7 protein-coding genes, 2 tRNA genes and 3 rRNA genes are annotated in these 14,202 nt (G+C 59.6%); 4 read left to right on the forward strand and 8 right to left on the reverse strand.

The window, feature by feature from the left end; translation table 11 throughout:
- Positions 1 to 4 precede the first annotated feature (4 nt).
- The 3 genes from DAEP_RS0113295 (at position 5) to maiA (ending at position 1,456) form a co-directional block, all read left to right on the forward strand.
- Positions 5 to 223, forward strand: coding sequence for a DUF2783 domain-containing protein (locus DAEP_RS0113295; RefSeq protein WP_008556412.1), 219 nt, complete (start codon positions 5 to 7; stop codon positions 221 to 223).
- A complete protein-coding gene (locus DAEP_RS0113300) occupies positions 220 to 762 on the forward strand; it encodes a VOC family protein (RefSeq protein WP_008557882.1) in 543 nt (180 codons plus the stop codon). The genes DAEP_RS0113295 and DAEP_RS0113300 overlap by 4 nt, the downstream gene beginning before the upstream one ends.
- A 61-nt stretch (positions 763 to 823) precedes the next feature.
- On the forward strand, positions 824 to 1,456 hold the full coding sequence (maiA, locus tag DAEP_RS0113305) for a maleylacetoacetate isomerase (protein ID WP_027244975.1): 633 nt from the start codon (positions 824 to 826) through the stop codon (positions 1,454 to 1,456).
- 153 nt (positions 1,457 to 1,609) lie between these two features.
- Here the strand turns inward: maiA and rrf are convergent.
- The 7 genes from rrf to DAEP_RS0113340 form a co-directional block, all read right to left on the reverse strand.
- Positions 1,610 to 1,724, reverse strand: a 5S ribosomal RNA gene (rrf, locus tag DAEP_RS0113310).
- Between the two features lie 210 nt (positions 1,725 to 1,934).
- Positions 1,935 to 4,765: ribosomal RNA gene (locus DAEP_RS0113315) — 23S ribosomal RNA — on the reverse strand.
- Between the two features lie 406 nt (positions 4,766 to 5,171).
- A tRNA-Ile gene (locus tag DAEP_RS0113320) sits at positions 5,172 to 5,248 on the reverse strand.
- Positions 5,249 to 5,273: 25 nt separating this feature from the next.
- Positions 5,274 to 5,349 (reverse strand) — tRNA-Ala (locus tag DAEP_RS0113325).
- A gap of 151 nt (positions 5,350 to 5,500) precedes the next feature.
- Positions 5,501 to 6,964 (reverse strand): 16S ribosomal RNA (locus tag DAEP_RS0113330).
- The 16S, 23S and 5S rRNA genes sit together here with 2 tRNA genes alongside, the layout of an rRNA operon.
- Before the next feature lie 793 nt (positions 6,965 to 7,757).
- Positions 7,758 to 8,492 (reverse strand): NAD(P)-binding domain-containing protein, encoded by a 735-nt coding sequence (locus DAEP_RS0113335; RefSeq protein ID WP_027244976.1) that lies wholly within the window; start codon positions 8,490 to 8,492, stop codon positions 7,758 to 7,760.
- Between the two features lies 1 nt (position 8,493).
- Complete coding sequence (locus DAEP_RS0113340; protein WP_027244977.1) at positions 8,494 to 10,539, reverse strand: NADH:flavin oxidoreductase; 2,046 nt, start codon at positions 10,537 to 10,539, stop codon at positions 8,494 to 8,496.
- A 135-nt stretch (positions 10,540 to 10,674) separates the two neighbouring features.
- Here DAEP_RS0113340 and DAEP_RS0113345 point away from each other — a divergent pair, with 135 nt between their 5' ends.
- A complete protein-coding gene (locus DAEP_RS0113345; RefSeq protein ID WP_027244978.1) occupies positions 10,675 to 11,289 on the forward strand; it encodes a TetR/AcrR family transcriptional regulator in 615 nt (204 codons plus the stop codon).
- Positions 11,290 to 11,425: 136 nt separating this feature from the next.
- Here DAEP_RS0113345 and fdhF read toward each other — a convergent pair whose 3' ends face one another.
- Complete coding sequence (fdhF, locus tag DAEP_RS0113350) at positions 11,426 to 14,200, reverse strand: formate dehydrogenase subunit alpha (RefSeq protein ID WP_027244979.1); 2,775 nt, start codon at positions 14,198 to 14,200, stop codon at positions 11,426 to 11,428.
- Between the last annotated feature and the right edge of the window lie 2 nt (positions 14,201 to 14,202).

A 14,202-nucleotide genomic window follows, 5' to 3' on the forward strand; every position in this document is an offset into this window, starting at 1 on the left:
CACCATGACAGAAACCGATCAGCTGATCCTGACCGCCAACACTGAGCGCGCCGACGACTTTTATGCAGATCTGCTGGCCGCGCACGAAGGCCTCAGCAGGTCTGAAAGCGATGCGCTGAACGCACGCCTGGTGCTGGTGCTTGCCAACCACATTGGAAAACGCGCGATCCTGAAACAGGCGCTGGCCGCGGCCGCGCTGAACCCTGGGGAGGACACCGCTTGAAAATCGAACAGATTCACCACGTCGCTTACCGCTGCAAGGACGCCAAAGAGACGGTTGAGTGGTACAACAAGATGCTGAACATGGACTTTGTCCTGGCCATTGCCGAGGACCGTGTGCCATCGACGCATGAGCCGGACCCTTACATGCATATCTTCATGGATGCGGGCAACGGCAACGTCCTGGCCTTCTTTGAGCTGCCGACCAAGCCGGAGATGGACCGCGACCGCAACACGCCGGTCTGGGTGCAGCACATCGCCTTCAAGGTAAAGGACCGCGATACGCTGATCCAGTTCAAGGAGCATCTGGAAGCCAATGGCGTCGAGGTGCTGGGCGTCACCGACCACTCCATCTTCCACTCGATCTACTTCTTTGACCCGAACGGCCACCGGGTGGAGCTCGCCTGCCCCGATCCGGCGGAAGACGCGCTGCTTGAAAAGCTGGATGCGGTGAAGTGGGAAATGCTGGAGGAGTGGTCGAAAACCAAGAAGGCACCGAAACACGCCGACTGGCTGCACGCCAAGGAACTGAACAAGGGCTGAGCCCGCAGAAACGGTCAAAGGCAGCCCCAAGGGCTGCCTTTTCACAACAGGGAGGACGCAGATGAGCCGCACGGTTCTTTATGATTATTGGCGCTCTTCAGCCAGCTACCGGCTGCGCATTGCGCTGAATCTGGCGGAGATCGGATACACCGCTGTCCCCGTCGATCTGGTCAAGGGCGAGCACAAAAGCCCCGGCCACCTGGCCCGCAACCCGCAGGGATTTGTGCCGGTCCTGGAAATCGACGGTCTGCGGCTGACACAATCGCTGGCGATCCTCGACTACCTGGACGAAACCAGGGCGCTCGGCCTGCTGCCGCAGGACCCGGGCCGGCGGGCGCTGGCGCGGGCGCTGGCGCATTCCGTGGCGGTGGACGTGCATCCGGTCTGCAATCTGCAAGTGGCCAAACACGCCACCGCCCTCAGCGGCGGCGCGCCGGATATGCCCAAGGCCTGGATGCAGCATTTCATCCGCCCCGGCCTGCAAGCGTTTGAGGTTCTGCTTGGCAGCTTCGAACAGGCGCCTTTCTGCACCGGCAGCGCGCCGGGGCTGGCGGACATCTGCCTGATGCCTCAGCTGTACAACGCCCGCCGCTGGGAGGCGGATTTTTCGGACCTGCCGCGGATCTGCGCGGTGGAGGCCGCCTGCGCGGAACACCCCGCTTTTGCAGCCGCGCATCCGGATCAGAGCGACTGAGTGTCTGCCGTCCGCGGCGGTGCGTCTTGGCGGTGCGGGTCTGTTGCGTGGCGCGGGAGTTCCCTGCCTTTGAACGCAAAACCCGCCGCTGGCGGAGTGCGCAGCGGCGGGTTTTGTTTAATGATCGTTATGAGAGGTATTGGATTTTACTAGGTTTGGCGGTGACCTACTCTCCCAGGGCTTGAGCCCAAGTACCATCGGCGCGACAGTGCTTAACTTCCGGGTTCGGGATGGGACCGGGTGTTTCACTTGTGCTGTGGCCACCAAACCAAGAAAAATCCAATACCGACGGCCTTGGGTATGAAGGCATTCGAGGGGCAGGCAGCGCATTTGTTTATAGGATGCGCTTTCCGGCCCTGCTGCTGTGTCACCGCCTTTTGGCGGCAGGCACGGCAGCCTGCGTCGGTTACAATCAACGTTGTCCGTTTTTTTGGGATGGTTTGCTTGTTTGGCCATGTAACACTGTCTGTTACTGGATCAAATCAAGCCTATCGGGCGATTAGTACCGGTCAGCTGAACGCATTGCTGCGCTTACACCTCCGGCCTATCGGCGTGGTGGTCTTCCACGGCCCTCAGGGATACCTTGTTTTGAGGGGGGCTTCCCGCTTAGATGCCTTCAGCGGTTATCCTGTCCGATCATAGCTACCCAGCACTGCTATTGGCATAACAACTGGTCCACCAGTGGATCGTTCACCCCGGTCCTCTCGTACTAGGGGCAACTCCTCTCAAGTATCCTGCACCCACGGCAGATAGGGACCGAACTGTCTCACGACGTTCTAAACCCAGCTCACGTACCTCTTTAAACGGCGAACAGCCGTACCCTTGGGACCTGCTCCAGCCCCAGGATGAGATGAGCCGACATCGAGGTGCCAAACACTGCCGTCGATATGGACTCTTGGGCAGTATCAGCCTGTTATCCCCGGCGTACCTTTTATCCGTTGAGCGATGGCCCTTCCACGCGGGACCACCGGATCACTATGGCCGACTTTCGTCTCTGCTCGACTTGTCAGTCTTGCAGTCAGGCTGGCTTCTGCCATTGCACTCAACGAGCGATTTCCGACCGCTCTGAGCCAACCTTCGCGCGCCTCCGTTACTCTTTAGGAGGCGACCGCCCCAGTCAAACTACCCGCCACGCAGGGTCCCGGATCCGGATAACGGACCGCGGTTAGACATCAAGAGTGCGAAGGGTGGTATCTCAAGGGAGGCTCCACCGGGACTTGCGTCCCGGCTTCGATGCCTACCACCTATCCTGCACATCACAATCCTGATGCCAGTGCGAAGCTGTAGTAAAGGTGCACGGGGTCTTTCCGTCTAACCGCGGGAAGCCTGCATCTTGACAGGCAATTCAATTTCGCTGAGTCGATGTTGGAGACAGCGGGGAAGTCGTTACGCCATTCGTGCAGGTCGGAACTTACCCGACAAGGAATTTCGCTACCTTAGGACCGTTATAGTTACGGCCGCCGTTTACCTGGGCTTCAATTCGGAGCTCTCACCCCTCCTTTTAACCTTCAGGCACCGGGCAGGCGTCAGACCCTATACGTCGCCTTACGGCTTCGCAGAGCCCTGTGTTTTTAATAAACAGTCGCCACCCCCTGGTTTGTGCCCCCGGATCCAAGTTGCCTTGAACCCGGGCCTCCTTCTCGCGAACTTACGGAGGTATTTTGCCGAGTTCCTTCAACATCGTTCTCTCAAGCGCCTTGGTATGCTCTACCAGTCCACCTGTGTCGGTTTAGGGTACGGTCTGATGGAGGGCTATTTCCAGGAACCAATCAGCGGCCCGCCCAATCCGATAAGGGCGAACAACCTTCATGATCCGTCACATCCTCCTGGCCCACGAATATTAACGTGGTTCCCATCGCCTACGCCTTTCGGCCTCGGCTTAGGGGCCGGCTTACCCTGCTCAGATTAGCTTTAAGCAGGAACCCTTGGACTTTCGGCGAGAGTGTCTCTCACACTCTTTGTCGCTACTCATGTCATCATTCTCGCTAGTGATCTCTCCACCGGATGGCTCACGCCCCGGCTTCATCGAAAGCTCCTTGCGTCCAATCTTTCCCGGAGGAAAGTAAGGACGCATGGAACTATGTCACACTACGCTCTGCTACCATGCCCTATGGGCATCCTCGGCTTCGGCTCATGGCTTGAGCCCCGTTACATCTTCGCCGCAAGACATCTTAATTAGACCAGTGAGCTGTTACGCTATCTTTAAAGGATGGCTGCTTCTAAGCCAACCTCCTGGTTGTTTTGGACGTCTCACCTGCTTTCCCACTTAGCCATGAATTGGGGGCCTTAGCCGGAGGTCAGGGTTGTTTCCCTCTCCACGACGGACGTTAGCATCCGCCGTGTGTCTGCCATCTAGTACTCCCGGGTATTCGGAGTTTGGTTAGGATCAGTAAGCCTGTGGGGCCCCATTACCCATCCAGTGCTCTACCCCCCGGGGTATTCGGATGACGCTCTACCTAAATAGATTTCGCAGAGAACCAGCTATCTCCGAGTTTGATTGGCCTTTCACCCCTAGGCACAGCTCATCCCGATCCTTTTCAACGGATGTGGGTTCGGTCCTCCAGTGCGTGTTACCGCACCTTCAACCTGGCCATGCCTAGATCACTCGGTTTCGGGTCTGATCCCACGAACTCATGCGCCCTATTAAGACTCGCTTTCGCTGCGCCTACACCTAGCGGTTTAAGCTTGCTCGTGAGACCAAGTCGATGACCCATTATACAAAAGGTACGCTGTCAGCCCTCAAGGGGCCTCCAACTGATTGTAGGCGTTCGGTTTCAGGTACTGTTTCACTCCCCTCGCCGGGGTGCTTTTCACCTTTCCCTCACGGTACTGGTTCGCTATCGGTCAGTAAGGAGTACTTAGCCTTCGGAGGTGGTCCTCCGATCTTCGAACAGGATTTCACGTGTCCCGCCCTACTTAATACGTCCCTCAAAGCTTCCCATACGGGGCTGTCACCCGCTCTGGCTGCGTTTCCCAACGCATTCTGGTCACTTATCAGGCTCGGCTGGTCCGCGTTCGCTCGCCGCTACTAACGGAGTCTCTATTGATGTCCTTTCCTCCGGGTACTTAGATGTTTCAGTTCCCCGGGTTTGCTCTTAAAGACCTATGTATTCAGTCCTTAAGTACCTGGTTAAGCCCATTATAAGCAGCCTTGCGGCTATTATAACAAACTTTCAGGTGGGTTCCCCCATTCAGAGATCTTGGGATCAAAGCCTATTCCCGGCTCCCCCAAGCTTATCGCAGGGTATCACGTCTTTCATCGCCTCTTACTGCCAAGGCATCCACCAAACGCCCTTCTCGCGCTTGATTTGATCCAGAAAAAGACAGTGTATCTGCCACGGTGCGGAAGCTGGTAAGAAACCGCACCTTTATTCTGAACCAAAAAGCAAACTATCCCGCTCCCAGCCATGTCGGTGGCCGGGAACTTGTTGCATGATCGTGCGATCATGCGGGTTAGTGTACTTGACTTGGACAACACTGTCGTTTCAGCCAGGCAGACCCGCGGGTGCCCGAGGAAAGGGGCATGATCGCAGGCTCGCGTCACTTCCGAAGAAGATCGGCACCTCACTGAGGCTCTCCCCTCACGCGGGGCGCCAACAGTATTGTTGATTGTATCTCTCTTAACGATGTCAATGTGTGCGTCTGAAGAACAGACGTTCAAACAGTCACAAACTGCTTGAAGATATGTTCTTCCACAGGACCACTTCCGGGGAAGTGGTGGGTCGAGGAGGACTTGAACCTCCGGCCTCACGCTTATCAGGCGTGCGCTCTAACCACCTGAGCTACCGACCCATATTGTCCGGGCCGTTTGCATGAGTGGTGGAGCCTAGGAGGATCGAACTCCTGACCTCCTGAATGCAAATCAGGCGCTCTCCCAGCTGAGCTAAGGCCCCTTGCTTTTGGATCCCTGCCGGGCAGGCATCCGATGTTTTCTGAAGAGATATGAGGACGGTCCGGTCCGTATGCGACCGGCTTTGTTTGCCGGTCTTCTGCTAAGTGATGCACGATCAGGAGCAAGCTCCGTGATGCTAGCATCATCCTTAGAAAGGAGGTGATCCAGCCGCAGGTTCCCCTACGGCTACCTTGTTACGACTTCACCCCAGTCGCTGAGCTCACCGTGGTCCGCTGCCTCCTCGAAAGGTTGGCGCACGGCCTTCGGGTAAACCCAACTCCCATGGTGTGACGGGCGGTGTGTACAAGGCCCGGGAACGTATTCACCGCGTCATGCTGTTACGCGATTACTAGCGATTCCGACTTCATGCCGCCGAGTTGCAGACGACAATCCGAACTGAGACAGTTTTTTGGGATTAACCCATTGTCACTGCCATTGTAGCACGTGTGTAGCCCAACCCGTAAGGGCCATGAGGACTTGACGTCATCCACACCTTCCTCCCGCTTATCACGGGCAGTTTCCTTAGAGTGCCCAGCCGAACTGCTGGCAACTAAGGATGTGGGTTGCGCTCGTTGCCGGACTTAACCGAACATCTCACGACACGAGCTGACGACAGCCATGCAGCACCTGTCACCGGGTCACCGAAGTGAAAACCAGATCTCTCTGGCGGTCCCGGGATGTCAAGGGTTGGTAAGGTTCTGCGCGTTGCTTCGAATTAAACCACATGCTCCACCGCTTGTGCGGGCCCCCGTCAATTCCTTTGAGTTTTAACCTTGCGGCCGTACTCCCCAGGCGGAATGCTTAATCCGTTAGGTGTGACACCAACAAGCATGCTTGCTGACGTCTGGCATTCATCGTTTACGGTGTGGACTACCAGGGTATCTAATCCTGTTTGCTCCCCACACTTTCGCACCTCAGCGTCAGTATCGAGCCAGTGAGCCGCCTTCGCCACTGGTGTTCCTCCGAATATCTACGAATTTCACCTCTACACTCGGAATTCCACTCACCTCTCTCGAACTCAAGACTGGGAGTTTTGGAGGCCGTTCCGGGGTTGAGCCCCGGGATTTCACCCCCAACTTTCCAATCCGCCTACGCGCGCTTTACGCCCAGTAATTCCGAACAACGCTAACCCCCTCCGTATTACCGCGGCTGCTGGCACGGAGTTAGCCGGGGTTTCTTTACCAGATACTGTCATTATCATCTCTGGCGAAAGAGCTTTACGACCCTAGGGCCTTCATCACTCACGCGGCATGGCTGGATCAGGCTTGCGCCCATTGTCCAAGATTCCCCACTGCTGCCTCCCGTAGGAGTCTGGGCCGTGTCTCAGTCCCAGTGTTGCTGATCATCCTCTAAAACCAGCTATAGATCGTAGACTTGGTAGGCCATTACCCCACCAACTATCTAATCTAACGCGGGCCGATCCTTCTCCGATAAATCTTTCCCCCGAAGGGCGTATAAGGTATTACTCACCGTTTCCAGTGGCTATTCCTTAGAGAAGGGCACGTTCCCACGCGTTACTAACCCGTCCGCCGCTCACCCCGAAGGGCGCGCTCGACTTGCATGTGTTAGGCCTGCCGCCAGCGTTCGTTCTGAGCCAGGATCAAACTCTCAAGTTGAAACGCTCGTTAAAGCGTATCCTTGACGTTCGAACCTCTGCACATCTTCACCAGGAGGCTAATCCTGATGAAAGTCTCTGTCTGTTGTGCTTCAGTACCAAAGGCACCGAAAGCCGAACAAACAGTGAAGCTGACACCACATCATCGGGCCGGAGCCCTAGTGGCGCGATATACAGAAGTCTGATCCATCGAAATGAACCGTGACCGCCCGCATATCTCTTCAGTTATCCATCAATGTCAAAGAGCAAACACCCGGAGGCCAAAAACCAGACCGATGCGCCAATCTTCCGGCGCGCCCGCCTCATCAAACCCTCAGATGCCGCTGTCTCTCCAGCGCGTCCCGCCGTCTCTCCGGCGTGTTTCCCGATCCGTTACCGCGTCGCCGCCGCCCCGTCCGGTGTGTCTCAGCAGCGCCTCAGCGCCGCCGGTGAGGGGGCTTTTACGGTTACCCCCGCAGACCCGCAACCCCAAAATTCAGAAAAACGCAGAATTCCGCAAAGAAAAATCGCACATCCAATAAAAACAATAGCTTACACCAAAACAAAGTCAGCACCCCTGACCCGCTTCCCGCCCCAACCCCGCCCCGAAAACCCCGCCAAACACCCCCAAACCGGCCCCCGGAACACTTACCCACCGACTCGCGCCCCTTATCCACAGACCCGAACCCCGGAATCGCGGCAAACCCAATAGACTCACCCCTCCGCCCGCCCGGAATATCCCGAGGGTCCCAGGCCAAAGACAAAGGGCGCACCGCCGAAAACAAAAAGGCACGGCGAAAGGTTGCCGGATCAGGTCACGGCTTTCCGCCCTCGAGTATATCCAAACCAGCAACGAGATCCCGCCCCATGCCTGCGCCCTCCATGTGGAGGCGCAGACGCTGGTTGTAGCCGCCAGGCGTATTCAGCGCCTCAATCAGGTCTGCGCTGGAAAGATTTTTCAGGCTGCTGGTGATCAGCATGCGCAGAAACGCTTCCCCCTGCTGACTGTCCTCGACCCGGCCGCCCAGCCAACCGGCCGCGTCATTCACCATGCGCGCAACCGGCGACAGTACTGCCTGGGCACAGAGGCAAGCGTTTAGCTCCGCCTCGTCCTTCAAGGCAAATACGGTATTCTCAGAGCCAAAGACGCGTGCGACCAAGCCAGTGTCACCTAGTGCCATGATCGGAGAGCCGCCCTGGGCAATCCCCGGAAAGGGCATCATCACAGCCGCCGCGCGCGCCGGAGACACCAACTGGGCGACCCGCGCCAAACCAGCCCCCGCCATGAAGGAGATCACCCGCTGATCTTCGCGAAACGCCAGCTTGGACAGGATGCCTTCGGCCGCTTCCGCCATCACCCCCAGAAAGACAACGTCGCTGGTATCGGCCACCGCCTGGTTGGCGGCAGCTGTGACGTCATCGAATTCCGCCGCCAATGCCGCTGAAAAAGTCCGGCTGCGCTCTGACACCATGATCCGGTGCCCCTTGCCGGCAAGCCCCCGCACCACAGCCGAGGCGATGGTGCCGCATCCCAGAAACCCCAGGCGCATGTCAGATATCCTTCATAAGCCGAAGCGCGTCATAAACCGCCGCATGCGTATTGCGCGCGGAAACCGCATCACCGATCCGGAACAGCTGGAACCGGCCCGCCGGGTTGGACGTGACGGCCTGCGGGCGGCCCGCGATCAGAGCATCGTGGTCCACCTCGCCGCGGTTGGATGCCTGCTCCTTCAGCGCAAAGTACAGATCATCCAGCGGCAGCGTGCCATAATTGACCACCACCTGATCATACTCCGCGCTATAGGTGTGGCTGCTGTAGTCAGTGCCGATGGCGGCGGTCAGCCGGTTGCCGCTGCGGCTGATGCCCAGCAGGCGGCGGGCAACAGTGAACGTCACATCCTTGTCCTGCAGCGCCCGCATATAGGGTACGAGGTTCATGCCCATGATATCCGGCGCGAATGTCCGGTCGGGTGTCATCACCTCCACCCGGGCTCCTGCCCCTGCCGCGGTCTCTGCCGCCATCAGCCCCGGATGATCGCCGCTTTCGTCATAGACCAGAACATGCCCGCCAGGTTTCACATCGCCCGAGATGATGTCCCAGCTGGACACCGCATGCGGCAGGTCCGACCGGGTCTCATGCAGCATCATGTTTGGCATCCCGCCAGTCGCCACGATCACCACATCCGGATCCAGGGCCATCACATCCTCGGCCTCGGCCCAGGTATTGAAGCGGAACGCCACATCCCGGGCCGCGCATTGCGCCATGCGCCAGTCGATAATGCCGATCATTTCTGCCCGGCGCGGGTTCTGTGCCGTCAGGCGGACCTGACCGCCCGGCTCAGCGGCTGCCTCGAAGACCGTCACATCATGGCCCCGTTCTGCGGCCACCCGCGCCGCCTCCAGTCCGCCAGGGCCCGCCCCGATGATCACCACCTTCTTAAGCGTCTCTGCCGCTGAGATTTCGTGGGGCATTGTGAGTTCGCGCCCGGTGGCGGCGTTATGGATGCAAAGCGCCTCCCCCGCCTGGTAGATCCGGTCCAGACAGTAGGTGGCGCCGACGCAGGGGCGGATGCCGTCTTCGCGCCCCTCGATGATTTTCCTGACCACATGCGGATCCGCCAAATGGGCGCGGGTCATGCCGACCATGTCCAGCAATCCGCTGGCAACCGCATGACGGGCGGTCGCCACATCCGGGATGCGGGCAGCGTGGAAAGTCGGCATGCCGGTGGCCTTCTTGACCTCACCTGCGAAATCCAGATGCGGTGCCGATTTCATGCCCTGCACCGGGATCACGTCAGTCATCGCGGGATCGGTGTGGATGCGGCCGCGGATCACATTGAGGAAATCCACCATGCCGCTGTCCGCCAGACGCCTGGAGATTTCAATCCCCTCTTCCGGAGTGATCCCGCCTGCCTGCGCCTCATCCGCGGTGTACCGCAAGCCGACGATGAAATCCTCCCCGACCCTGTCCCGGACCGCGCGCAGCACGTCGAGCGGCATGCGCATCCGGCTATCCAGAGACTGGCCGCCATAAGGCCCGTGGAGATCATTGGTCAGCGGCGACCAGAACTGATCCAGAAGATGGCCATAGACCTGCAGCTCAATGCCATCCATGCCGCCCTCTTTCATCCGCTCCGCCGCGTCTGCGAAATCGGAGATGATGCGGGCGATATCCCAATCCTCTGCCAGTTTTGGAAAGGACCGGTGCGCCGGTTCCCGGTGGCGGGAGGAGCTGACAGACGGCAGCCAATCCCCCTTGTTCCAGCCGGTGCGGCGGCCAAGGTGGGTCAGCTGAATCATCACCGCCGCGCCGTGCTCATGCACCTGATCCGTCAGGTTGCGGATCCAAGGCACCACTTCATCCTTGTAAGCAAGGATATTGTTGAACACCGGCGGGCTGTCACGGCTGACCGCGGCTGATCCTGCGGTCATGGTCAGCGCCACCCCCGCCTTGGCACGCTCCGCATGGTAAGCTGCGTAGCGCGCCTTGGGCATCCCGTCTTCGGGATAGGCCGGCTCATGGCTGGTGGTCATGATCCGGTTGCGCAGGGTCAAATGCTTCAACTGGTAGGGCTGCAGCAGCGGGTCGTTGGACATTGCCTGCCTCTCCTGAAACTGAAACGGTAACGGGGCCGGGTGCCATCCGACACCAGCCTGACACATGTGTCAATTAAACATTCATACCTGTCTGGAAAAGTTGCCCCCGCCCGGTACGGCTGCTAAGGCTTAGGCATGACCACACAGGATATCTCCCGCCCGCGCCTGAGCGAAGAGAACTGGCTGTCCGCCGCCTATGACGTGCTCACCGAAAGCGGCGTGGAGGCAGTGAAGGTGATGCCACTGGCCAAGCGGCTGGGCGTGTCGCGCACCAGCTTCTACTGGCACTTCACAGACCGCGAGGCCCTGCTGGAAGCGATGATCCGCCGCTGGGAGGAGAAAAACACCGGCAACCTGGTTGCCCGGACCGAAGCCTATGCTGAAAGCATTGCCGAGGCGCTTTTCAATCTGTTCGACTGCTGGCTTGACCCTAAGCTGTTTGATGCCCGCCTTGACCTGGCGATCCGCAACTGGGGGCGCAATGACAGCCGCCTGCAGGAACGGCTGGACCTGGCCGATGCCCGGCGTGAAAAAGCCATGACAGAAATGTTCGTGCGCTTTGAGTACCCGGAGGCAGATGCGCTGATCCGGGCCCGGGCCATGATCTACACCCAGATCGGCTATATCTCGATGCAGGTGCACGAGAGCACGGAATACCGGATCTCGCTGATGCCCGGCTGGATAGAGGTCTTCACCGGCACCCGTCCCGCCCAGCGGGATCTGGACCGGTTCCTGGCCCGGCACCGGTAAGCCAAGCAAAGTTACCGGTGCCCTGCACCGCTCCCTCTGAAAGGCGGGCCAGGCGCCAGCCCGGCGCCACCAGAAGAAAAGGGCGCGGAACCCTTCGTTCCGCACCCGCCCTGTTTCCTCAAACAGTTTTGCCGGTTTACTCGGCTGCAATCTGCCCTTCGATCTTCTCGACCCTCACCGCCGAGAACTTGAACTCGGGGATCTTGCCATAGGGGTCGAGCGCCGGGTTGGTCAGGATGTTGGCCGCCGCCTCGACATAAGCAAAGGGCACAAACACCATGTCCTCGGCAATTGCCCGGTCAGCCCGCGCCATGATCTCGATCGAGCCGCGGCGGGTCGACAGGCGGATCATCTCGCCCGGTTCGATGCCCATCAGCTTGAGCGTGCGCGGGTTGAGCGAGCAGTTCGCCTCCGGCTCTACCGCGTCCAGAACCTTGGACCGGCGGGTCATCGAGCCGGTATGCCAATGCTCCAACTGGCGGCCAGTGGTCATGATCATCGGGAACTCCTCATCCGGCGCCTCATCCGGCGGAATAACCGATGCCGGGGTAAAGCGGGCACGGCCATCCGGGCGCGGGAAGCCGTCACCGAACACAATCGCCTGACCGGGGTCGGTCTCATGCAGCGACGGGTAGGTAATGGTTTCGGTTTCCAGACGTTCCCAGGTTATGTTGTCCAAGGACTTCATGTTCAGCTTCATCTCGGCGAAGACTTCGCTGACGTCCTTGTAGTCCCAGGGCAAGCCGATGCGCTGCGCCAGTTCGACAGTGACCTGCCAGTCCTCCCGCGCTTCGCCCGGAGGCGGAACGGCAGGCCGCACGCGCTGCACCTGGCGGTTGGTGTTCGACACGGTGCCGTTCTTCTCATAGAGCGCCGAGGCCGGCAGGATGATGTCGGCATAGTTGGCCGTCTCGGTCAGGAAGATGTCCTGAACGATCATCAGCTCCAGCTTGGCAAAGGCGTCGCGCGCGTGGTCCGCATCCGGGTCGGACATCGCCGGGTTTTCGCCCTGGATGTACATGCCCTTGATGTTGCCTGCATAAGCCTCGTCCACGATCTCCGTCACGGTGAGGCCCTTCTCGTTCGAGAAATCGCCGCCGCCCCAGACATCGGTGAAGCTCTTGCGCACGTCGTCCGAGGTCACTGTCTGGTAATCCGGCAGGAACATCGGAATGAGGCCCGCATCAGACGCGCCCTGCACATTGTTCTGGCCGCGCAGCGGATGCAGGCCCGCGCCCGGTTTACCCACATTGCCGGTCATCAGCGCCAGCGAGATCAGGCAGCGTGAGTTGTCGGTGCCGTGGATGTGCTGGGACACGCCCATGCCCCAGAAGATCAGGCCCGCCTTGCCGCCCGCAAAGGTGCGCGCAACGCGGCGCAGCTGATCGGGGGAGACGCCGCAGATGTCCGACATCTTCTCCGGCGTGAACTGCTTCAGGTGCGCTTTCTCGGCATCCCAGTTCTCAGTCCAGCGGTGAATGTACTGGCTGTCGTAAAGCTCTTCCTCGACGATCACATTCATGATCGCGTTCAGCATCGACACGTCTGCGCCGGGGCGGAACTGCACCATCTCGGTCGCGAACCGGCGCAGGCCGACCCCGCGCGGATCCATCACGATCAGCTTGCCGCCGCGTTTGGTGAACTGTTTGAAGTAGGTTGCCGCCACCGGGTGGTTTTCGATCGGGTTGGAGCCGATCACGATCGCCACATCGGCGTTTTCGATCTCGTTGAATGTCGCGGTCACCGCGCCGGAGCCAACGTTTTCGATCAGTGCCGCAACGGACGACGCATGGCACAGGCGGGTGCAGTGATCGACGTTGTTGTGCTTGAACCCCTGACGGATGAACTTCTGGAAGAGGTACGCCTCTTCATTGGTGCATTTCGCCGAGCCGAAGCCCGCAACCGATTTCGGGTTCTCATCGCGCAGGCGCATCAGGCCTTTGGCAGCCAGATCCATCGCCTCTTCCCAGGACGCTTCACGGAAATGGGTGGACAGGTTGCCCGGATCGACGTTCAGGCCTTTTGCAGGCGCGTCGTCACGGCGGATCAGCGGCTTAGTCAGGCGATGCGGGTGGTGGATGTAATCAAAGCCAAAACGGCCCTTGACGCACAGGCGGCCCTCGTTGGCCGGGCCGTTGATGCCGTCGACGTATTTGACCTTGCCGTCCTTGACCTTGAGGCTGACCTTGCAGCCGACGCCGCAGAACGGGCAAACGCTTTCGGTTTCGGAATCGTAGTCTTTGCTGTCGCCAGCCTGGTTGTCGTCGAGCACGGTCGCGGGCATCAGCGCGCCGGTCGGGCAAGCCTGCACACATTCGCCGCAAGCGACGCAGGTGGACTGGCCCATCGGGTCGGCGATGTCGAAAGTCGGAAAGGCGTTGTGGCCGCGGCCGGCCATGCCGATCACATCGTTCACCTGCACTTCACGGCAGGCCCGCACGCACAGGCCGCAGGAGATACAGGCATCTAGGTTCACCTTCATGGCGATATGGCTGTCGTCCAGCAGCGGAATGCGGCCGTCTTCCAGCTTGGGGAAGCGGCTTTCGGTAACGCCGTTCAGCTCTGCCATATCCCACATGTGGGAGGATCTGTCGTGCGCCTCTTCCCGCTTGGGCTGGTCGGCCATCAGCAGTTCCATCACCATCTTGCGGGCGTTTTCGGCGCGCGCATTGTTGGTGGTGACAACCATGCCCTCGGCGGGTTCGCGAATGCAGGAGGCGGCCAGCGTGCGCTCGCCTTCGATCTCCACCATGCAGGCGCGGCAGTTACCGTCCGGGCGGTAGCCCGGGGCCGGCTTGTGGCACAGATGCGGGATCTTCAGCCCGCGGCCATTGGCGACTTCCCAGATGGTCAGGCCCTTGTCCGCCGTGACCTGTTCGCCATCGAGTGTGAATGTGACTTTATCGCTCATGG

Origin of the sequence: Leisingera daeponensis DSM 23529 (assembly GCF_000473145.1) — a bacterium.
Taxonomy (GTDB): Bacteria; Pseudomonadota; Alphaproteobacteria; order Rhodobacterales; family Rhodobacteraceae; genus Leisingera; species Leisingera daeponensis.

Bases quoted from the DNA above. Each gene is read 5' to 3' on its own strand.
- DAEP_RS0113295 (WP_008556412.1), top strand. From the start codon at position 5: ATGACAGAAACCGATCAGCTGATCCTGACCGCCAACACTGAGCGCGCC.
- maiA (WP_027244975.1), top strand. From the start codon at position 824: ATGAGCCGCACGGTTCTTTATGATTATTGGCGCTCTTCAGCCAGCTAC.
- DAEP_RS0113335 (WP_027244976.1), bottom strand. From the start codon at position 8,492: ATGCGCCTGGGGTTTCTGGGATGCGGCACCATCGCCTCGGCTGTGGTG.
- DAEP_RS0113340 (WP_027244977.1), bottom strand. From the start codon at position 10,539: ATGTCCAACGACCCGCTGCTGCAGCCCTACCAGTTGAAGCATTTGACC.
- DAEP_RS0113345 (WP_027244978.1), top strand. From the start codon at position 10,675: ATGACCACACAGGATATCTCCCGCCCGCGCCTGAGCGAAGAGAACTGG.
- fdhF (WP_027244979.1), bottom strand. From the start codon at position 14,200: ATGAGCGATAAAGTCACATTCACACTCGATGGCGAACAGGTCACGGCG.